Origin of the sequence: Novosphingobium resinovorum (assembly GCF_027922145.1) — a bacterium.
Taxonomy (GTDB): Bacteria; Pseudomonadota; Alphaproteobacteria; order Sphingomonadales; family Sphingomonadaceae; genus Novosphingobium; species Novosphingobium resinovorum.
Genome location: NZ_BSFC01000043.1, coordinates 65,574 through 86,011 on the forward strand (window position 1 = coordinate 65,574; position 20,438 = coordinate 86,011).

The 20,438-nt window shown below is 64.2% G+C and carries 16 protein-coding genes; 11 read left to right on the forward strand and 5 right to left on the reverse strand.

Annotated features, from left to right (window positions below):
- Positions 1 to 181: 181 nt before the first annotated feature.
- Genes kdpC through PKE80_RS22075 form a run of 3 tightly spaced genes read left to right on the forward strand, consistent with a single transcriptional unit; the run spans position 182 to position 4,163 of the window.
- A complete protein-coding gene (gene kdpC, locus PKE80_RS22065; protein WP_271184366.1) occupies positions 182 to 784 on the forward strand; it encodes a potassium-transporting ATPase subunit KdpC in 603 nt (200 codons plus the stop codon).
- Positions 781 to 3,471, forward strand: a complete 2,691-nt coding sequence (locus PKE80_RS22070) for a DUF4118 domain-containing protein (protein WP_271184367.1) — start codon at positions 781 to 783, stop codon at positions 3,469 to 3,471. Before kdpC ends, PKE80_RS22070 begins: the two co-directional genes overlap by 4 nt.
- Positions 3,468 to 4,163 carry a response regulator gene (locus tag PKE80_RS22075; protein ID WP_036527905.1) on the forward strand — a complete coding sequence of 232 codons (696 nt, stop codon included), beginning with the start codon at positions 3,468 to 3,470 and terminating at the stop codon, positions 4,161 to 4,163. The genes PKE80_RS22070 and PKE80_RS22075 overlap by 4 nt, the downstream gene beginning before the upstream one ends.
- Before the next feature lie 15 nt (positions 4,164 to 4,178).
- On the opposite strand, the gene PKE80_RS22080 is transcribed toward PKE80_RS22075, so the two are convergent.
- Entirely contained in the window at positions 4,179 to 6,101 is a 1,923-nt protein-coding gene (locus PKE80_RS22080) for a potassium transporter Kup (protein ID WP_370424651.1), read from the reverse strand.
- Between the two features lie 202 nt (positions 6,102 to 6,303).
- Here PKE80_RS22080 and PKE80_RS22085 point away from each other — a divergent pair, with 202 nt between their 5' ends.
- Positions 6,304 to 6,564 carry a hypothetical protein gene (locus PKE80_RS22085; RefSeq protein ID WP_271184368.1) on the forward strand — a complete coding sequence of 87 codons (261 nt, stop codon included), beginning with the start codon at positions 6,304 to 6,306 and terminating at the stop codon, positions 6,562 to 6,564.
- On the opposite strand, the gene PKE80_RS22090 is transcribed toward PKE80_RS22085, so the two are convergent.
- Positions 6,561 to 6,734, reverse strand: a complete 174-nt coding sequence (locus PKE80_RS22090) for a TonB family protein (RefSeq protein WP_271184369.1) — start codon at positions 6,732 to 6,734, stop codon at positions 6,561 to 6,563. The genes PKE80_RS22085 and PKE80_RS22090 overlap by 4 nt on opposite strands.
- A gap of 445 nt (positions 6,735 to 7,179) precedes the next feature.
- Positions 7,180 to 9,570 carry a putative bifunctional diguanylate cyclase/phosphodiesterase gene (locus PKE80_RS22095; protein ID WP_271184370.1) on the reverse strand — a complete coding sequence of 797 codons (2,391 nt, stop codon included), beginning with the start codon at positions 9,568 to 9,570 and terminating at the stop codon, positions 7,180 to 7,182.
- Between the two features lie 371 nt (positions 9,571 to 9,941).
- Here PKE80_RS22095 and PKE80_RS22100 point away from each other — a divergent pair, with 371 nt between their 5' ends.
- From PKE80_RS22100 to PKE80_RS22120, 5 genes are all read left to right on the forward strand, one after another.
- Positions 9,942 to 11,648: a ShlB/FhaC/HecB family hemolysin secretion/activation protein gene (locus PKE80_RS22100; protein ID WP_271184371.1), complete on the forward strand. Its 1,707-nt coding sequence runs from the start codon at positions 9,942 to 9,944 to the stop codon at positions 11,646 to 11,648.
- A 54-nt stretch (positions 11,649 to 11,702) separates the two neighbouring features.
- Positions 11,703 to 12,263, forward strand: coding sequence for a 2OG-Fe(II) oxygenase (locus PKE80_RS22105; RefSeq protein ID WP_271184372.1), 561 nt, complete (start codon positions 11,703 to 11,705; stop codon positions 12,261 to 12,263).
- A gap of 298 nt (positions 12,264 to 12,561) precedes the next feature.
- A complete protein-coding gene (locus PKE80_RS22110) occupies positions 12,562 to 13,791 on the forward strand; it encodes an autotransporter outer membrane beta-barrel domain-containing protein (RefSeq protein ID WP_271184373.1) in 1,230 nt (409 codons plus the stop codon).
- A 325-nt stretch (positions 13,792 to 14,116) separates the two neighbouring features.
- Entirely contained in the window at positions 14,117 to 14,938 is an 822-nt protein-coding gene (locus PKE80_RS22115) for a ParB/RepB/Spo0J family partition protein (protein ID WP_271184374.1), read from the forward strand.
- 837 nt (positions 14,939 to 15,775) lie between these two features.
- Complete coding sequence (locus tag PKE80_RS22120) at positions 15,776 to 16,978, forward strand: hypothetical protein (RefSeq protein ID WP_271184375.1); 1,203 nt, start codon at positions 15,776 to 15,778, stop codon at positions 16,976 to 16,978.
- 168 nt (positions 16,979 to 17,146) lie between these two features.
- On the opposite strand, the gene PKE80_RS22125 is transcribed toward PKE80_RS22120, so the two are convergent.
- Positions 17,147 to 17,299, reverse strand: a complete 153-nt coding sequence (locus tag PKE80_RS22125; RefSeq protein ID WP_271184376.1) for a hypothetical protein — start codon at positions 17,297 to 17,299, stop codon at positions 17,147 to 17,149.
- A 192-nt stretch (positions 17,300 to 17,491) separates the two neighbouring features.
- Here PKE80_RS22125 and PKE80_RS22130 point away from each other — a divergent pair, with 192 nt between their 5' ends.
- Both PKE80_RS22130 and PKE80_RS22135 read left to right on the forward strand, forming a co-directional pair.
- Positions 17,492 to 17,908 (forward strand): response regulator, encoded by a 417-nt coding sequence (locus tag PKE80_RS22130; protein ID WP_271184377.1) that lies wholly within the window; start codon positions 17,492 to 17,494, stop codon positions 17,906 to 17,908.
- Positions 17,905 to 18,768, forward strand: coding sequence for a sensor histidine kinase (locus tag PKE80_RS22135; protein WP_271184378.1), 864 nt, complete (start codon positions 17,905 to 17,907; stop codon positions 18,766 to 18,768). Before PKE80_RS22130 ends, PKE80_RS22135 begins: the two co-directional genes overlap by 4 nt.
- Before the next feature lie 7 nt (positions 18,769 to 18,775).
- Here PKE80_RS22135 and PKE80_RS22140 read toward each other — a convergent pair whose 3' ends face one another.
- A complete protein-coding gene (locus PKE80_RS22140) occupies positions 18,776 to 19,753 on the reverse strand; it encodes a sensor histidine kinase (protein WP_271184379.1) in 978 nt (325 codons plus the stop codon).
- Positions 19,754 to 20,438 lie beyond the last annotated feature (685 nt).

Genomic DNA, 20,438 nt, shown 5'->3' on the forward strand with positions numbered 1-20,438 from the left:
CTTTCCCGTCATTCCCGCGAAGGCGGGAACCCATCTCCTGAAGTAGCCGATCGCACGGCCATCAGATGGGTCCCCGCCTTCGCGGGAATGACGGGGAAAAAAGGGTAAACCTCTCAACACCGCTCAGGCTGAGCTTGTCGAAGCCCCCGAGGCGAAGCGCAGGCTCACAGGAGACAGACAAATGACCAACGATATTTCAAGCTCGCTGCGCCCCGCGCTCGTGATGACCGGGCTATTCGCCATTCTGCTCGGCCTTGCCTATCCGCTGGCGATGACCGGGATCGGGCAAGCGCTGTTCCCGCGTCAGGCGAATGGCAGCCTCGTCACCGAAAGCGGCAGGGTGATCGGCTCCACCGTGGTCGGGCAGGCCTTCACTTCGGAGCGCTACTTCAACACCCGGCCTTCGGCGGCGGGCGCTTCCGATCAGGGGGGCTACGACGGCCTTGCCTCCTCCGGGTCCAACCTCGGCCCCGCCTCACAGGCGCTGCACGACCGGGTGCAGGCCGATCTCCAACGCATGCAGGCTGCGACACCAGGGCGTCCCGTTCCGTCCGACCTGGTGACCACCTCCGCCTCGGGGCTCGACCCCGATATCAGCCCCGAGGCGGCCTTGTATCAGGTGGACCGCGTGGCCCGCGCGCGCGGGTTCGAACCCGACGCGCTGCGCCGCCTCGTCGCGGGCAGCATCGAGGAGCCAGTGCTCGGCTTCATCGGCGAACGCCGCGTCAACGTGTTCGAACTCAATCGACGACTGGATGCATTGCGCGCTAAGCCGGTCCGGTGAACGAGCCTGAACGCCCATCGCCCGAAGCCCTCCTGCGCGCCGCCGCGCGGGAGGGTCGCGGCCGTCTCAAGATCTTTCTCGGCGCCGCGCCCGGCGTCGGCAAGACCTGGGAGATGTTGACCGAAGGCCACCAGCGCCGCGCGGCGGGGGTGGACGTGGTCGTCGGTGTCGTGGAAACGCACGGGCGGCGAGAGACCGGGGCGCTGGTCGAGGGCCACGAGATCGTCGCCCGCCGCACGGTGGACCACGTCGGTCACACGCTGGGCGAGATGGACATCGACGCCATCCTCGCCCGAGCGCCGGCCTTGGTGCTGGTCGATGAACTCGCGCACACCAACGCACCCGGCAGCCGCCATCCCAAGCGCTATCAGGACGTCGAGGAATTGCTCGACGCCGGGATCGACGTCTGTTCCACGCTCAACATCCAGCACGTCGAGAGCCTGAACGATGTGGTCGCCTCGTTCACCCGCGTCCGCGTGCGCGAGACGGTGCCCGATTCGATACTCGAACAGGCCGAGATCGAAGTCGTCGACATTCCGCCCGACGAACTGATCGAGCGGCTCAGGGACGGCAAGGTCTACGTGCCGCACGAGGCGACGCGCGCGCTGGGGCACTTCTTCTCCAAGTCCAACCTCACCGCGCTGCGCGAACTGGCGCTGCGCCGTGCGGCGCAGGCGGTGGACGCGCAGATGCTGGAGCACGTGCGCGCCCATGCGCTGGCGGGCAGCTTCGCGGTGGGCGAACGCATCGTCGTCGCCGTCAGCGAGCACCCTCATGCCGCCGGACTGGTGCGGGCGGGCAAGCGCATGGCCGACGCCTTGCGCGCGCCTTGGACCGCCGTGCACATCGAGACCCGGCGCGACCAGCACTTCTCCGATGGCGAGCGCCGACAGCTGGCCGATACCCTCGCACTGGCCTCGCGCCTCGGCGCCTCCACCGCCAGCATCCCGGCGGCGGGCGTCGTCGAGGGGCTGGGCGGCTTCGCAAAGGATGCGCGCGCGACGCAGATCGTCATCGGCAAGTCGCACCGCTCATGGTGGTTCGAGGCGCGGCACGGCTCGGTGGTGGACCGGCTGGTGCGCACGATCGGCGACGTCGCCGTGCACGTCCTGCCTTCGGGCGAGCCGGTTGACAGTGGCCGCAAGCCCGAAAGAAGGCGAGGTCAACGATGGGGGCAATGGGGCCATCCGGGGCATTACCTGGGGGCGCTGCTGATGGTCGCGGCAATGACCGTGCTCGGCCGTCTGCTGGTCGAGGTGATCGACCTTGGCAACATCGCGCTGCTCTACCTGATCCCGGTGATGTTCGCGGCGGCCTCGCTCTCGCTGCGGGCGGGGCTGTTCGCGGGGCTGGCCTCCAGCCTCGCCTACAACTTCTTCTTCCTGCCGCCGACCGGCACGCTGACCGTCGCCAATCCCGAGAACGTGATCTCGATCCTGGTGCTGCTGGGCGTGGCGGTGGTCACCAGCCAGTTCGCCGCGCGGGTCCGCGCGCAGGCCGACCTCGCGGGCGCCAGCGCACGCCAGAACGCCGCGCTTGCCAGCTTCTCGCGCCAGTTGACGGCGGCAGCCACGCAGGACGAGCTGATGCAGGCGATCTGCGCCGAAGTCGCCCGTCTGCTCGACGTGCGCGCGGTGCTGCTGCTGCCCTCGCTGGCAGGCCCGGACCTCGCCGCCGCCTATCCGCCCGAGGACCGGATGGATCAGATCGAACTGGCCGCCGCACAATGGGCGATCGATAATGAGCAGCCCGCCGGGCGCGGCTCGGCGACGCTGACCGCCTCCGACTGGCTATTTCACCCGCTGCGTGCGTCCGCCGCATCGGGCCGGGGCGTGATGGCCGTTCTCGGCATCGCGCGCGAGGATGCCGGCGACCCGGTGCGCTCGGACGAAGTGCCGCTGCTGATGAGCCTGCTCGATCAGGCGTCGATCGCCTTCGACCGCATGGCGCTGGAGGAGGAGAACCTCAAGGCGCAAGCCGTGGGCGAGCGCGACCGGCTACGCGCGGCGTTGCTCTCGTCGGTCAGCCATGACTTGCGCACGCCGCTCACCACGATCCTGACGGCGGCGCAGGAGTTCAGGACGCACCCGTCGCCCGACCTCGTCGAGACCATCGATGCCGAGGCGCAGCGCCTCAACCGCTTCGTCGCCAACCTGCTCGACATGGCCCGCGTCGAGGCGGGCGCGCTGCCGATGAAGCCCGAAGCGACCGACCTGTTCGACGCGGTTGCCAGTGCCGTCCACGATACCCGGGGTGCGCTGCAAGGGAGGCAGATCGACCTCGACATTGCGCCGGACATACCATTGGTGCGGCTTGATCCGGTGCTGCTGCACCATTGCCTGATCAACCTGCTCGACAATGCCGGGCGCTATGGCGAACCCGGGACGCCGATCCTGGTGCGCTGCCGTCGTTCGCCGGGCGCCTTGCGGTTGTCGGTGATCGATCGGGGGCCGGGCATTCCGCCGGGTCAGGAAAAGCGCGTGTTCGAGACGTTCACCCGGCTCGAAGGCTCCGACCGGGTGCGCCATGGCACCGGGCTCGGCCTCGCCATCGTCAAGGGTTTCGCCGAGGCCATGGGCCTTTCGGTCGAGGCCGCCAACGCCGAGGACCCCTTCGGCGCCTGCTTCACCATCCGTATTCCCGAGGCGCTGATCATCCGGCACCTCGACAATGAGGACATGCCATGAAGACCCGCCACAAGGTGCTCATCGTCGATGACGAGCCGCATATCCGGCGCCTGATCCAGACGGCGCTCGGAAGGGCCGACTATGCGACGGTCGAGGCAGGCAACGCGCGCGAGACGATGGAGCGCCTGCGCGAGGAGCGCCCAGATCTCGTGCTGCTGGACCTTGGCCTGCCCGATCGTGACGGGCTGGAACTGGTGCCGCTGATCAAGAAGGAGACCGATGCGACGCTGATCATCGTCTCGGCGCGCGATGCCACGGACGAAAAGGTGGCGGCGCTGGATCTGGGGGCGGACGATTACCTGACCAAGCCGTTCGACACTGACGAACTGCTGGCGCGCCTGCGCGTGGCGCTGCGGCACCGGATGGCGCGGGGCGGCGGCGTGTCGGCCGTGACTGCGGGTGACGTGTCGATCGACCTGATGGAGCGGCGCATCACCAAGGCGGGCAGGGAAGTGCACCTCACGCCCAAGGAATATGCCGTGGTCGCGCAACTGGCGCAGCATCCGGGGCGAGTCATCACGCACCACCAGATCATGATGCAGGTCTGGCCGTCCGAGAACGAGCGGCACGTCGAATACCTGCGCGTGCTGGTGCGCAGCCTGCGGCAGAAGCTGGAGGACGATCCGCAGCGCCCGCAAATCATCGGCAACGAGATCGGCGTGGGCTATCGCCTGCACGTGTCGCCGGAGTGACGGGCGCGCGGGCTCTCAGATCTCCACTTGCGAGCCGAGTTCGACGACACGGTTCGTCGGCAGGTTGAAGAACTCCATCGGCGTCGCCGCATTGCGGATCATCCACGCGAAGAGCTTCTCGCGCCAGAGCGCCATGCCGGGCTTCTCGGAGGCGATCAGGGTCTGGCGGCTGAGGAAGTAGCTGGTGTCCATCGACCCGAACGGCGCGCCGCAGGTGGTGACGGCCTTGAGCGAGGCGGGAATGTCCACGTCCTCGAGGAAGCCGTGGCGCAGGCGCATGCGGTAGAAGTTCGCGCCGTGATCGGCGATGGTGATGCGGCCTTCCTCCGGCATCGACGGCACCGCTTCGGTCGTCACCGTGAGGATGACGATGCGCTCGTGCAACACCTTGTTGTGCTTGACGTTGTGAAGCAGCGCGGGCGGCACACCTTCGCTGGTGGAGGAGAGGAAGACGGCCGTACCCGCGACGCGGCGTACCGATCCCGCCGTGGACTTGATGAACAGGTCGAGGTCGATGGCCCCTTCTGCAAGATAGCGGCGCATGACCTTGCGGCCCGTGGACCACGTGGTGAGCATTACGAAGACGATCGCGGCGACCAGCAGCGGGAACCAGCCGCCGTCGGGGATCTTCGTCGCGTTCGACAGGAAGTAGGCGCCGTCGATGATCAGGAACAGTCCGGTGACAGTCCCCGCCACCACCGGCGGCCAGCGCCAGACGCTGAAGGTCAGGACGCCCAGCATGCAGGCGGTGATCACCATCGTCCCCGTCACCGCGATGCCGTAAGCCGCCGCCAGACTGCCCGATGAGCGGAACGAGAGCACCAGCAGGACGACGAAGACCAGCAGCGCCCAGTTGACGATCGGTACGTAGACCTGCCCCTCCGCCGAAGCGCTGGTGTGGAGGATGCGCAGCCTCGGCAGGAAGCCGAGCTGCACCGCCTGGCGGGTGATCGAGAACGCGCCCGAAATCACCGCCTGGCTGGCGATGACGGTGGCCAGCGTCGCGAGGATCACTAGCGGCAGTCGTGCCCATTCCGGGGCGAGCAGGAAGAAGGGATTGCTCGCCGCCTCGGGATGGTCGAGCAGCAGAGCGCCCTGTCCCATGTAGTTGAGCATGAGGCAGGGCAGCGCGGCGTAGAGCCAGGCGATGCTGATGGCCTTGCGGCCGAAATGCCCCATGTCGGCATAGAGCGCCTCCGCGCCGGTCACCGCCAGCACCACCGACCCCAGCGCGAGGAACGCCAGCCTGGGATCGAGCGCGAAGAAGTGCCAGGCCCAGTACGGGTTGACGATGCCGATGATCTGAGGATGGACGATGATGTTGGTCACGCCCAGCACCGCGAGAACAACGAAGTACACCGCCATGACCGGCCCGAAGAATGCGCCGACCCGCTCGGTGCCGTGCTTCTGAATCAGGAACAGGCCGAGGAGGATGACGATCGCGATCGGCAGCACCAGTTCGCCCAGCGACGTCTCCACGACGGTAAGCCCCTCGACCGCCGACAACACGGAGATGGCGGGGGTGATGATCGCATCGCCATAGAACAGCGCGGTCGCGATCACGCCCAGCATCGCGATCACCGGCGTCCAGCGCGTTTCGCCCAGGCTCCGCCCGATCAGCGCGAGGAGGGCCATCGAGCCGCCTTCGCCCTCGTTGTCGGCGCGCATGACGATGAAGACGTACTTGAACGTCACGATCAGCGTCATCGTCCAGAAGATCAGCGAGAGCACGCCGAAGATGTGCGCGTGGTCCACGGCCAGCGGATGGTGCCCGACGAAGCTCTCCTTGAGCGCATAGAGCGGGGACGTGCCGATATCCCCGAACACCACGCCCAGCGCACCGAGCGCGAGCGTCGGCAGCCGCCCGTGAGGTCCGCTGCCGTGGCCCGAAATCGCACCGGTCTGATCGCTGCTCAAGTCATGACCCCTTGGTTGCATTGCCCGATGCCCATGCCATGGAACCGCATTTGATCTCCATATCGGCAAGGTGCCGAACGCATATGATCGGCATATGATTTGCGTTTTCCCGGCGCAAATTCCGCCGCGATCTTATGCAATCTCAATGCCAAGCCACAGGTTCCCCTCTCGAATTGCTATGCGAAGGTGCGTAGTTGAAGCGCCTCCTCAAGGGAGGTGACATATGATCCGTTGGCATGAAACTCTGGCGGCGCAGATGGGCTTGCGCGTCTGCGGCTTCGCTGTCCTGACGCTCGCGGCGCTGACGGTGCGCGTGCTGTACACGCGGGTGCATGCCCATCCGCCCGCACCGGCCAGCCTTGCCGATCTTGGCCTGTGCGCGATCGTCGTCGTGCTCATGGTCGTGGGCGATGCCCTGCTGTTCGCGGGGCCGGCCTTGTGGAAGCAGGTGATGGTCCCCGGGCGCTGGTCGGCTACGGCCTAGCGGAGATCGAACTCGATCGGCACGGTCAGTTCCACGGTATCCAGACGTCCCGCAGGAATGGCGGGCAGGGGCTGCGCGCGCCGCAGCGTGTCGAGCGCCGCCTGATCGAGCATGAATGAGCCGGACTTGCGCACGATCGCGCAGGACAGGACGAACCTTGCGCGGTTCATCGTGAAGCGCACTTGCACCGCGCCCTATTGCCGGGCCGCGTGGGCACGGGCGCGGATAGCGGCGGAAGCGCTCCAGGTGAGCGAGGACCGATGCCTCCCAGTCGAGCCGGGATCGACGATTTCCGCCAGCTCGGAGGCGAGGGGCTCGTTGGCCGGTCCGGCGGCGAGCACGACCATCGGCTGGCGCGGAATTTCCCGCTCCGGCTGTGGCCTGGCCTCTTGTCTCTCGACGTCAGGCGTTCTGGACGATGTCTTAGGCCAGACCGACATCGCCCACGATCGTCACGGCATAGCGGATGAGAGCGGGACGATTCTCCAGCAAAAGGCTCAGAGCATCCCGCGTCCTGGGTTCCATTCTGTTCGCGGGTGGGTGATCCATGCCGCGCGGACTAGGAGAGCAGTTGTTGCGAACCAATCTCACAAAGAGTCGAAGCAGTCGGGCGTATCAGGACATCTCGAACATCGACCGTGCCGCAGGCGCATCCTGCGGCTTCCCGAAATAGTACCCCTGGATCTTGCTGCAACCGAGAGCCCTTACGAGGTCGACATCCCGGCGGGTTTCGACCCCTTCCGCGGTGGTGCTGATGCCCAGACTGTCCGCCAGGGTCACCACTGCGCGCAGGATCGCAAGGCATTCCCTGTTTCCGCCAGCGGCGCCCTGAACGAACGATCGATCGAGCTTGATCGTGGAGAAGCGTATGTTGCGCAAGTAGCCCAGTGACGAATAGCCGGTGCCGAAATCGTCCAGCGCCACCGTACATCCCAGCGCCATGACGTGCTCTAAAGCGGTACAGGCCCGCGTCGCGTCGCTCAGGAAGATGCTTTCGGTAACCTCGATCTCGAGACGTTCGGGAGCTAGGCCGCTTGCCGCAAGGGCACTGACGATGTTCGTGACGAAGTTCGGGTCCAGCAACTGCTCGCCAGACACGTTTACTGCGATGCGTACGTCCCCCGGCCAACCGGCCGCCGCCTTGCAGGCTTCGCGTAATACCCATTCCCCGATGGGAATGATGAGGCGTGTCTCTTCCGCGAGAGGGATGAACTTTTCCGGGCTGACTGTGCCATACTCTGCGTTTCGCCAGCGCAGCAGTGCCTCGAAACTGGTTATCGCTTCCGACTGCGCATCGACCACGGGCTGGAACACGAGGTGCAGTTCGTTGTGCTTCATGGCGCCCCGCAAGGCTATCTCCAGCTTGCGACGTTCTTCGGCGTGCGCGTGGAAGCTGCGCTCGTAGCGGCAGTGCGAATTGCCGCGGGCCTCCTTGGCGCGGTAAAGTGCAAGGTCGGCATTGCGCATCATCATCTCGGCGTTTGCACCGTCGTGCGGCCCCACGGCCCAGCCTACGGAAGCGCCCACGAATACCGTATGATGCCCGATCTCGTAGGGTTGGATCAGCCGATCCGTGATCCGCCGGATCAAAAGTCTGACCCGGTCGAGGTTGGATGCATCAGGAACGACTACCGCGAAGGCATCGCCACTGAAACGGCCGCACAGGTCGCTGTCGGCGATCTGCTCCCTCAGCCTTTCGGCAACGCGCACCAGCAGAGTATCGCCGACATCGTGGCCGAGCGTGTCGTTCACCGCCTTGAACCTATCGAGATCGATCATAAGGAATGCGCAGGCATTGCGCTGCCGCTGCGCGGTGCGATCAAGTGCAGATGCCAGCGCTTCGGTGACCATCGCCCGGTTCGGTAGTCCCGTCAGAGAGTCATACCGGGCCATGCGGTTCATTGTTTCGAGATTTTCCCGGCCTTCGGTTACATCGCATCCGGTTCCGCGATAGCCTACGAACCTATCCTCGCAGTAATGCGGTTGAGCTGACAATTTCCACCACTGGGTTCGTCCGCCGGTACTGACCTTGATGGCAAGGTCGCAGATGTTTTCGCGACGTTTCATGCGCTCGGCGAGTTCGGCGCAAGCCGGAGGAGTGTCCCCGACACACGCTCCCGCGATCAGCCTGCGAAATGAGATGCCTTCCAGATCGGAGGGATCGCGTCCCGCTGCGAGCGCAAAGCGCGGCGAAACGCCAAGGAGGCGCAGGGACACATCGGTTTGCCAATGCCAGTGTGCACCGTCTTGTCCGAACTCGCATTGCGCCGATGCCGCGGCATCGGCACTGCGGACCGGTTGTCCGTCGGCTTTTCCGCCGACTTTCGAAGCAGCAGAGGCGCGTTTTCGTTCCACGATGGCTGCGGATGTGATCGCGACGAACAGCAGTGCGATCGTGGCCATGGCCGGATCGGATGCGAGCAGGAACCAGGCCGCACTGGAATTGCCCACGATGCCGCAGAAGATGAGAGCTGCTCCCGGCGTTGCGGTTGCACGCGAAACCGATGCTGCCATCAACAGAGCGAGCACCGCCCACAACTGCGTCGCCGTTTCCATGCCTGCCTGCGATCCGAAAGCCCACAAGGGCAAGGCCCACGGCACTGCAGAGAGTATCGTCCCGGCATGTGATGATAGCCAGCCGGGCGAAGGCCGGTGCCGTGTACGGTTTAGCCGACTGTCGAGCAGCGGCGCGAGCGCCGCCAGGGTCAGCCATGCCATGATCGCTGTCGAAGAGACCTTTCCTGACAGCATAAGCGCCAAGGCCGCCGCGGCCAGCGCATGCATAATCGCCTTCCGGAAGCTCGTTGCGAAACCGGTCCAGGCCGCCGCGATCGCAAGCCAGGCTCGACCATCGGTAAAGGTGCTCGCGGAGGTTGCCGCGCTTGTCAGGGTTGTATCCTTGGACAGCATCTTGCTCGCGTCAGGCCTCTCTGTTCCAGCCACGGCGATAAGGTTGTAAAGGTTAGCGGTAAGTAAATGCTTGTCAGTGCGATGAAAAGCATGCACGCCCTACGTATCGATCCGCGAAGTTCTGATGGTAAAATTTGCGGTTTATTGGTCTCCGTAACCCGACGTAGCGGCAATTAGCGCCCGGGATCGCAACCGATCCGACGCTACCTTGAAGATGCCATAGCAAGGCCCTGGGTTGCGTCCGCCAGCGGTGTTTGCGTAACCATCGCAGCGGTTTTCCATGGGGCAGGCCGCTTTTCTGGGTGACCCGGACGGTACTCCGTCGCCAGACGACACGCTGACAAGGCGCCTTGCGTGCCCGATACCCTCGAAACGGCTTCGATTTGAGATGAACGGCGGCGATGGCTTCGTAACCTGATGCCGGGCAACTCGCTCGCTATGCGGGCAAAATCAGGCAATCGAAGATCATGAGGGCAATTCCCGAGAACGCGCGCGACGGCGCGATGCGCAGGTTCCGGACCTCCGGAGCAATCCGTCGCGCCCTGCTCGTCGTAGGTGCGGCCCTCACGATTGCGGCTCAGCCTTCGCTGGCACAGGGCTCCAAGGCGCTCAATCAGTCGCCGACCATCGACAGGGACCGACTCGATCGACAGGACCCCGCGATCCCGCGCGCCGCGCCGCCGGCGGAACTTCCCTCCGCGCCTGTAAGCGTGGACACCGCAGCCAGCACCGTGGCGCTCAAGGAGGTCCGCTACCTTGGCGCTACTCTCGATCGCAGGAAACTCGACGCCGCAACGGGTCCCTTCGTCGGTGGGCCGTTAGACCGGGACGCATTGCAGAAGCTCGCGAACGCGGTCAGCGCAGCTTACGCGAGCAGTGACATTGCGTTCTATGCCGTGAGCATTCCCGCGCAATCGGCGGCGGACGGCGTGCTGACGGTTCAGGTGCTTGAGGGGCGGATCGTACAATATGCTCTGGCGGGGGAAACCAGCAGTACACCCAAGCGGCTCATCGACGCCCATATAAAGCGCCTCATGCGGGACACGCCGACGCACAAGTCGACGATCGAGCGAACGCTGTCTTTGCTGCGTGACATTCCCGGCCAGACGGTAGAGGCGAAGCTGCGCGGCACGGCGAAGCCAGGCGAACTCGCGCTCGATCTCGATGTGCGTCGCAAGCAGGTCGAGATCACCGTCAACCTCAACAATCGCGGCGTCTTCAACGTCACCACCGGAGCGCAGGCGCAGGCTGCAGTGGCATTCAACGGTCTGCTCCGTGAGGGCGACAGCACGCGCCTGTCGGGTTACGTTCCCCTTCAGCCGCACCGCTATCAATTCTACTCGGCGAGCCACCAGACTCCCATTGGATCGAGCGGTACCACAGTGGGCCTTACAGGCGCTTACGTGCGGACCCGGACGCGCGATCTCGACATTTTGGGCGAGGCCAAGCAACTCGGCATCGTCGTCAGTCATCCGCTGGTTCGCAGCTATAAGCGCAACCTGACGCTGACAGCCTCGCTTGATGGCACGAACAGCGACAATTATTACCTCGATACCGCATTCGGCGGGTTCCGTACGCGCGCCGCGCGTCTGGGTGCGAGTTGGTCCGCGATCGGGAAGACGAGCGGCTACGGCGTCTCGCTCTCTCTAAGCCACGGCCTTGGCGGCTTGGGGGCCCGGGCGATCTCGGGATATTCCCGGGTGGCGTTCCGCAAGGCTAACCTTCAGGCGACTTTCGTGAAGGAACTCGATCCCAGGTTTGCCGCCAAGATCAGTTTGCGAGGTCAATATAGTCCCGATCGATTGCCGACGACCGAACGTGTCGTACTTGGCGGAGAAGGAGCGGGCCTTGCCTACCGCGACGGATTTCTCACCGCTGACAGGGCGGTTTCCGGATCCGCAGAACTATCCTGGCGAGCGCTTGGCAGCAAGTCGAGCGCGAGAGCGCTAACATTTTTTGCGTATACCGATGCCGCACTTGCGCGTTCGCTTGCGCGTCCTGTCTACAATCTGCCGGGCCGTGACTACTCGCTCGCGTCGGCGGGTGGAGGCATTCGCGTGACGCCCCTGAAGGGCTGGACCGCGACAGGTCAGGTTGCTGTCCCCGTCAAGAAACCATTCGATGGGATGAGCAGCAAGGCGCGGTTCTTCTTCAGCGTGTCCCGGACACTCTGATTTCCCGCTTTTGCGTATACGCAAAAAGGCGCAAGGCCAGAATAGGGGCTATTCATGCAGAATGTTTGGGAGGCCTGGTCCGGCGCGCTGTCGCCGGCTGAGTGCGACAAGATACTCGCACGCGCACGAAAGTATCCTGAGGCCAATGCTACGATCGGATTCTCCGATACCCTTCGCAGCGATCAAAGCTACCGTAGTTCGACGATCCGCTGGCTGGACGCGATTCAGGAGCGCGACATCGTCGTGCGGCTCATGAACCTCGTCCGTTCATCGAACCGCACCAACTTCGGCGTCGATATCGATGCGCCGTACGAAATCCAGTTCACCGAATATCGTGCCACTAACAACGGACACTACGATTGGCATCAGGACGTGTGGCTGGAATCAACACGCCCATATGCGCGCAAGCTTTCAGTCGTGGTGCAATTGTCGGCACCGGACGACTACAAGGGCGGCGAATTTGAGTTCTTCGGCATCCAGAGCCCAGGTGAGACCTTCGCCGGAAGGGGCAGTGTCTTGATCTTTCCCTCCTTCCTGCAGCACCGGGTACTGCCGGTGACCGACGGCTTGCGCCGAAGCCTCGTAACCTGGGTTGAAGGCCCGAACTGGCGCTGACGTCGCGGGCGAGACTGGGTCCGAATCGGCCCTTTCCTCTGCTTCGCCGCGCAATGCCTCGCAAAAGGTCTTCTCGCATGGATCCTGCAGGCCGGGAAGAGGTGCAGGCACTCCGGACGGCACGCAACACGGGGCTGCTTACCTGAAAAGCCATCGAGGCGGCGCTCTCGTAGGAAGCCTTCGCAGCGAGGGCAGTTCGACTGGCCAGATGCCTCACGGACGTAACATCATAAAGCCTGACACCAGACGGAAAGCGCAAGGCACTCGGAGCTTTGCGATAACGGCGGAGGAAACAAACTTGCAGCATTCAAAATCCGGCTCGACGATGCGCCTTGCGATTGGTCTTGCGGTATGCGCCGTTGCACTCGGCGTGCATTCCGCACCTGCTTTCGCGCAGAGTTATGAGGCTGACGGCACTACACCGGGTCAGGCGGCGGTCGGTGCAGCCCTCGATGCCCTCGCACCGTCGGCAGCGGCGGGGTATGCAGGCATCCTTGATGCGATTGATGCGCTCCCCGATGCGAGTGCTCGGGCCGAAGCGCTCGGGCAACTCGGTGCGGCGCCTTATCGGCTTATGCCTCGGCTCTCGATCCAGTCCATGGACGCAACCGACCGGGAAATCCGCGGCTACCTGGCGCAGCGTCGCGAGTTTGCACTCGATGCTTCGCCAGGAGTGCCGGTAAGTGGTGACCGCACGATCAATGTGATGGTCAGCTACGGCCTCAAACAAGGCGACTATCACGCAAGGCCGGATCGGCCGCGCGCCAATTTCGACAGCCGCTCGATCCGGGCGGGTTTCGACATTTCGCCGGTGCCGGGATTGATCCTGGGCACGTCGATCGGGATTGATGGCATCGATGCGAACCTGGATCGCAGCCAGCAACCTCGCAGCACGCTGTTCAATGCCAACGTCACGCCTTACGCCAGCTATACCAATGGACGTTATTATGTGGATGCCACGGCGGGCTATACCCGCAGCTGGTATCAGTTGAGACGCCAAGTCAGTTTCACTGGCTTCAGCGACCGGCTGCAGTCCGGGCCAAACGGCGACAACGCCGCGGCCACGGTAGAGGCCGGAGGCATCTTCAAGCTCGGCGTCCTTCGGGCGCAACCTTTCGCCGGGCTTCACTATCGCTATGCTGATCTCGGCGGCTTCGTCGAAAGTGGTGGGCCGGCTTCACTTGCCGTTGCCAAGTTCAAGACGGAATCGGTGCGCAGCAGTCTGGGGATGCGGGCTTCCGCATCGCTCCGGAAGGGGGCATGGACCTTGCGCCCCAGCGTCGAGGCGCAGTGGCAGCGGGAACTGCGGTCGCGGCCGGAAAGCCGGATCGAGGCGATCTTCCTGCAGGGCGGCACGCCGATCTTCACGCTACCGTCCACCCGCTACGATCGTGATGGCGCAGTCGTAGGAGCCGGGATCAGTGCGGTGTACGGCGAGCGGACGGCGCTTCGACTGTCCTATTCCGGCGAGTTCGCCAACGACCGCCGCATCCATGGTTTCGCGATAACGGCCAATCACCGCTTCTGAAATCGCAGTCTTTTCGCGAGGAAATAGAGCCGATCCGAACCTAGTTCGCCGGGCGGCGGAGCCATTCCTTTCGCTATGTTCGGCCTGGGCTCGATCCAGTGGATCATAGCAAGGAAGGGGACGCACGGTGGGGAGCTTTGTTCGGGATATATTGACGACGCTATCCTATGAACCGGAACCGGCAGAGGCTTTGCGCTTCGAAAGCGAGGAACTTTCACGCCTCGATCAGCGGCTGGCCGGCGTCGCGCAGGGAGGATCAAGGGGGCGTACGGCGATTTCCATCCGTCCATCCGACTGTTCGGTATGGGATGGCAATCCACGCGACGTGCCTGGACTTTCGGCCGAAAGCTGCCGTTCACTCATAGAATCGATTGCGCAGGAAGACGGGAACCGCATTCCGGTACTCGTCCGTCACAACGCTCCGGGGGCGGATTGTCCCTACGAACTGCTGGTCGGCAGCCGGCGCCGGTTCTGTGTGGACTGGCTGAATCACAATGGCCGCCCCGAGATCCGCCTCAATGCGATGATCGTCGACCTGAGCGACGAGGAAGCCTTCCGCCTTGCGGACATCGAGAACCGTGAGCGGCAGGATATCACGGAGCTGGATCGCGCGCGCAGTTACCAGAGTGCGGTCGATCGCTTCTACGGCGGTGTCCAGTCGCGCATGGCCGAGGCTCTGAACCTTTCCAACAGCCAGCTCAGCCGCCTGCTGTCGCTCGCGCAGATGCCGGACGAGGTCGTCGATGCCTTCGCCACGCGCGAAGAACTGCGTGTGCGCCATTCCGAAGTGTTGACCCCGTTGCTGCGTCGTGGCGAGCAGCGCGAGCGCGTGCTGGTCGCCGCGCGGGCCATCGGGCATGAACAGCAACGCTTCGCGGCGGCGGGCGAGAAGATGATCTCGGCCGCGACGGTCCTGTCTCGTCTGAAGCATGCAGCGGGAGAAGGCTCCACGTCGCAGGGGAGCGAAACCGTACTGCTGGTGGGCGATGCGCGGGTCGGGCGGGTAAGGTCGGTCAAGGACGGCCTTGCGGTCGAACTGACCCTGACGCCCGATACCGATCTCGATCAGGTGTTGGCGATCGTCCGAGAAGCCGTTCTGGACAGCCGCTCTCGAGTCGCCCGCGAGATCGAAGCCGCAGCAGACTGAGTTGCGGCGCTCTCGTATCCGCCGAGCGTGGATGCGGATATAAATAACCGTCATTTCGGCTCCATCTCCCGGCTCGCGCGCAAAGCGGATTTTGCTCGCGAGCCTTTGCTTTTTCCGGGTTCTTGCCAGATTTCGAGGGCGATGCACCGTCCGGTGCTTTTCTCGCGAGCCGTTTTCCCAGGCATGCACAGCTGTTTGCGAAAACGAGCCGGATAAGCTGGAGGTGCCCGTTTGAGCCTCTAGCCGGGGCGGCTTCTTCTGAGCGCGATGTCTTCCACGACAGTCCTTTAGCCTTTGCGGACTGGGCATTTTATGGAGGACAACAAGATGCCGCTTAGTAAGCAGCGCAAATCGACAAGGCACATATTGCTGTGTGCGAGCGCCATTCCCCTTCTTCTGCTGGGAGCCTGCGCCGATGGCGTCGGGTTCCGTGTCGGTGCTGGCGGCGGTGGCACGCCGTCAGGCCCGAGCGGCCCAACCGGTCCAAGTGATCCGTCCGGCCCGACTGGTCCTGGCGGCCCGACTGGTCCTGGCGGCCCGACTGGTCCTGGCGGCCCGACTGGTCCTGGCGGCCCGACTGGTCCTGGCGGCCCGACTGGTCCTGGCGGCCCGACCGGCCCTGGCGGCCCGACCGGCCCTGGCGGCCCGACCGGCCCTGGCGGCCCGACCGGCCCTGGCGGCCCGACCGGCCCTGGCGGCCCGACCGGCCCTGGCGGCCCGACTGGTCCTGGCGGCCCGACCGGCCCCGGCGGTCCGACTGGCCCTGGCGGTCCGACTGGCCCTGGCGGTCCGACCGGTCCATCCGGCAGCTACACCGGTCCCGTGGCTGGTGTCGGAGTGGGTGGCACGCCCATCCTCGGGCCGAGTGGTTCGGGCACGCTGATCGACGTGAACGTGGCTCCTGACGTCGCCACCGGCAATGGCGGTACCATCGCCGTCGATGTGCTCACCGGTGACGGCCATATCGTCAACGTTGCGTTGCCGACCACTACTCAGCAAACGCAAGAGGCTCTGGCCCCTGTGGGCTCGTTGGCTGGCGCGCTGCTCGGTCAGCAGGTGGGCTCGACGGTGACGCAAGTCACCAACGGGCTGTCCCCGACGGTGGCGGTGGTGACTTCGACCGTTAGCCAGGTGACGACGCCGATACTTGGTACGGTCGATGCGGTACTGGCTCCGGTCGTGGGACAGAACGGCCTGCTTGGCCCTCTCACCGGGCAACTCGGAGGGTTGGTTGATGGCATTACCGGCACTCTGCCGGGTGGCGGCTCCGGCACGGCACCGACTTACACCGGACCGCTGGTCGGCCTGGACCTTGGCAACAATGTCCTGACCGGGCCAAGTACGAGCGGCACTCTGGCAGGTGTCAACGTATTGTCTGAAAACCCGGGGCTCGTATCCGGGCAACTCGTGACGGCCGACGTGCTGGCGGATGGCAGCATCCTTGACGTCACCATCCCGACGACGGCGGCAGGCGTGGCGCAAGGTCTTGCTCCGGTGGGCAACCTTGCCGGTTCGCTGCTCGGTGCGCAGGTAGGGGCCGGCGTAACGCAGGTCACGAACGGGCTGGCCCCGGTAGTGGCTCCGGTTACGAGCGTGGTGGATGCCGTTGCCTCTCCGGTGCTTGACACGCTGAACGGGACGCTGGGCCAAGTCATCGGCGGCGTTGGCTCCGGCGAGACGGGCGGGACCGTCCTTGCTCCGGTGACCGGCGTGGTCGGGGGTCTTCTCGGCGGCGTGACTGGCGGCGGCGGCACGGGCGATGTCCTTGCTCCGGTGACTGGCGTGGTCGGGGGTCTTCTCGGCGGCGTGACTGGCGGCGGCGGCACGGGCGATGTCCTTGCTCCGGTAACCGGAGTGGTCGGCGGTTTGCTCGGAGGCACTGGCACCGGCGGCTCGGGCGCAGCAGGCCTGCTCGCTCCCGTAACCGGGGTCGTGGGCAGCTTAGTGGGCGCCACCGGGTCCGGTACAGGCACTGGCACCGTCCTCGCTCCGGTCACTGGACTGGTCGGGGGGCTGCTGGGGGGCGGCACGGGCAACTGAACTGAGGCCGGCGTGTCCACCGCCTTGTTGCCCTCCCCCTGGTTGGACACGCCGCAGCCCGACCTCGGATAACGAGGTGGGGGGAGGGGACGGCCCTTGCCGTGGGTCGTCCCCTCTAACTGCCGAATAAAAGAGAAGGACCTTGTGATGAGAACTAATGGGCAACAGTCAGCACGCGAATTGCTGCATACCGCGCAACGGATGCTTGAAGACGAACATGCATTCGCCGCAGCAGCGATGGTCGAAGGCGCCATCGAATGCCTCGAACACGGCACTTTTCCATCGATTGCAGCGCGCTCGCCGGCGCGTCGCTTTGGCCATGCACTGCGAGCGACTTCATATCGCAGTTGTGCTTAAGCAGGTAGCGGAAGCGCCGCTATCATGGGTCTGGTGATAACTTTTCGATTTCTAACAATGTTTATGGCTCGTTATTGATTTGGAAACGTAATGCCACCTAAGTGAATGTAATTAGACCCGGGCCGATGATGTTCGGGCTTCAGGTGAGAGAAGCTGATGGGAAACGATCAAGCTTTGGTATTGCTGATCGACGACGTGAGCGCGATCGTCGAGGAACTGCTGACGTTCATGGCGCTGCATGACATATGCGCCGTCGGCGTCGAGGATCTCGATCAGGCGATGGTGATGCTCGAACGTCACGCGTCGATCCGTGTGTTGGCTTGCGACGTGCGGTTAGGGGGCGAGTCCGGATTGTCGATCGTATCGCGTATTCGTGCGCATGCCGAGTTGAGCGAGCGTGAATTTCGCTATCTTTTCATAACCGGCGATCAGCTTCGTCCGGACCCCGACCTGGCGTTGCCACATCATCTGGTGCTCACCAAGCCGGTGCAGCCGCAACTGCTCATCAGTACGCTCACCGCTATGCTCGACGCCGGCAATGAAGTGCATGAAAACGCGGAAGGCTTCGAATGAAACCGAACGAGATCACCCAGCGCGATGTCGAGAACTGGGGCCGATGCACGCCGACAAGCCAGCTTTGCCGTGACACGGACGGCACTGCGCATCGGGCCGGTTGCGGGATCGACCCGGCCGGTGTCGAGCAATTGTTCGAGACGATCGCCGCCAAGGCGCGTCTTGCCGATCTTGGTGAGCAAAGTTCGGAACTGGCGCATGAACTGCGCCAGCCACTATTTTCCATCGCGATCGCCAACGAAAACCTGCGTCTACTGCTCGAGCGCAACGATGGTATGCAGCCACAACTCGCCAAGGCGATCGAACGGATCGCCGAGCAGGTGCAGAGGGCGCAGACGATCATCGATCATACGCTGGATTATGCCTCCGGCAACAGCAGGGGCGTGGTCAGCGCAGACTTCGGTGTGGCTGCCCGCGATGCGGTGCGGTTCCTGAGACCACTGTTCGAGAAGGCCAACATCAGGGTCGAGCAATGCCGGACGCCGGTTCCCGCGAACGTCGGCTTGTGCCAGATCGAGGCGGAACAGGTGCTCGTCAACATTCTGCGCAACGCGGCGGAGAGCATCGAAGCGCGCCGGGAGGCGGGCTGGCGGGGTGTGGGACGCATTGCGATCCGTCTCTCGATCGAGGGAGAGGCACTGCGTTGCATAATTTCCGACAACGGGGCCGGACTGTCGCGAGAGCAGGCAAGGGCCGCCTTCCAGCAGTTCTTCACTACCAAACCACGTAATGGAACGGGCCTGGGCCTGCACATCTGCCGCCAGGTGCTGGGCAAGATCGGCGGCGTCGTCGAACTGTCGCCGGGCGATGTCGAAGGCGCGTGCGTGAAGATCGAACTGCCGCTATTGGTGGTAGGCTGATACCCGATCAGATGTCGTCGCGGCCGAGGCGGATTACGAAGCGCAGCGGTTTACGGTTATGTAGCACGCAGCGAAATTCGCTCGATGCTTCCTGCGCGACCTGTTCGACCAGCCAGAGTGTGGCGCCGTCGATCGTGCGCGCGGGCATGGGGTTCGCGTTCTCGTCCATGCAATCGACGGTAATCACGACGTGGGCGGGCGTGATGCTCGCGTTGAGCAGGACTTCGCCTTTGTGCTTGCTTCCGTCCTTGCCGAAGAAGCTGGAAAAAGCGCTGAGCAGAGCCGCTACCGCCATCATCTGCAGCGCACCGTACTGTCCGGGTACGAGGTAATCGAGGCCCGTCCCGCGCAAGTGGACTGCAACTCCGTGGTGTCGCACGTTGGATCGAGTGGTCGCGATCGCGCATTCCAGTGCGTTTTGGACGGTCAGCGCGCCGTCGCCTTCGCGACCGTCTCGGCCGAACCAGCGGAACAGGCTGAGGATGTGGGCGGCGCCTTCGGTATGGGTGGCGATACGGGCCACGCGCTCGTGGATCTGCTGGCGGTTGACCTCATCGATGTCGAGATGGCTGACGATGTAGTCCATGTTGGCGTTTGCCATCGATATGACGTTCAGCGGTTGGGCAAGGTCGTGCAGCATCCCGCTGGCGATGCGGCCGAGAAGGAGATCGCGGGTGACTTCGGCCATGCCGCCTTCGCCCCATGCAAGGAGCCTTGCATCGACCATTGCAAGATGACGGGCAATTCCTGCGCCGATGAACGCCGCGCATAATGCGGAAAGAATACCCAGCGTAGGGCCAAGAATCGGCCCTGCAAAGAAGTAGGCAAACAGACACAAGGCTCCCACCGTCATGGCAGCAGGCCACGACCAGCGGGGAACGCGCAGCAATGTCGTCGTCAGTCGCCGGGGCAGCAGCGCCGCGCAGGACACCAGCACGAGGTCTGCCCAGAATATCGGCGATCCCGCGGCTTCGCCAGCCGGCAAGGCTCCGATCGCCAATAACACTGCTGTCACGAGCGACAGGCGCGGCCTGTGCAAGACGTATAACGCGCCTGAAGACGCGGCTGAGATCACCCCGGCGCCGGGCGAATGGGGTGCGACGAGCCCAAGGGTCAGCGCTGCCAGCGCCGTTGTCGCGGCGTAGAGACGGGTCCCGTCGCTCCATCTGCGGGCCTTGCGGGACCGTTTGGTATCTCGTTCGTCCGCGTGTGCCTTCGCGTTGTCGCCGATCGCTTCCTGAACGGGGATCACTGGGTGCCCCTCTTTGATGCTGCGTTGTTCACAATGTGTGCCTCATCGTCATAGTGAGGGTCGGGAAGCGCGATCGGCGTTTCGGTTCCTGCCCCCTCATGCAAGCAAGTCCAAGCCTCTGTTGAGGAATTCGTTTGCAGAGTCCCGCAATGTCCTTGACGACGATGTGTCGGAGCATGGTCGGTCAGGACGGTCTTGAACATGTGTTCCTATTGCCTCGACTATCGGCGCAAGTCACGAAAAGAACCGAAGTGAGGGTTACTTCCTGTTCATCCATTGCGGGCGATCTCCCGAATTACAGGGATGTTGCACCGCGCACTTGTGCGCAGGCCTGCAGGGAGCGACCAACTGCGGAAATCCGGGCATGCCGATCCCCTCGCATCGGCTCCTTCTCCATGATGGACTGAATTCGGCACAG

Excerpts from the sequence above, each read along its gene's own strand:
- PKE80_RS22090 (WP_271184369.1), bottom strand. The coding sequence starts at position 6,734 with ATGAACCGCGCAAGGTTCGTCCTGTCCTGCGCGATCGTGCGCAAGTCC.
- PKE80_RS22085 (WP_271184368.1), top strand. The coding sequence starts at position 6,304 with ATGATCCGTTGGCATGAAACTCTGGCGGCGCAGATGGGCTTGCGCGTC.
- PKE80_RS22100 (WP_271184371.1), top strand. The coding sequence starts at position 9,942 with ATGAGGGCAATTCCCGAGAACGCGCGCGACGGCGCGATGCGCAGGTTC.
- PKE80_RS22105 (WP_271184372.1), top strand. The coding sequence starts at position 11,703 with ATGCAGAATGTTTGGGAGGCCTGGTCCGGCGCGCTGTCGCCGGCTGAG.
- kdpC (WP_271184366.1), top strand. The coding sequence starts at position 182 with ATGACCAACGATATTTCAAGCTCGCTGCGCCCCGCGCTCGTGATGACC.
- PKE80_RS22080 (WP_370424651.1), bottom strand. The coding sequence starts at position 6,101 with ATGCAACCAAGGGGTCATGACTTGAGCAGCGATCAGACCGGTGCGATT.
- PKE80_RS22125 (WP_271184376.1), bottom strand. The coding sequence starts at position 17,299 with ATGGCCAAAGCGACGCGCCGGCGAGCGCGCTGCAATCGATGGAAAAGT.
- PKE80_RS22130 (WP_271184377.1), top strand. The coding sequence starts at position 17,492 with ATGGGAAACGATCAAGCTTTGGTATTGCTGATCGACGACGTGAGCGCG.
- PKE80_RS22135 (WP_271184378.1), top strand. The coding sequence starts at position 17,905 with ATGAAACCGAACGAGATCACCCAGCGCGATGTCGAGAACTGGGGCCGA.
- PKE80_RS22075 (WP_036527905.1), top strand. The coding sequence starts at position 3,468 with ATGAAGACCCGCCACAAGGTGCTCATCGTCGATGACGAGCCGCATATC.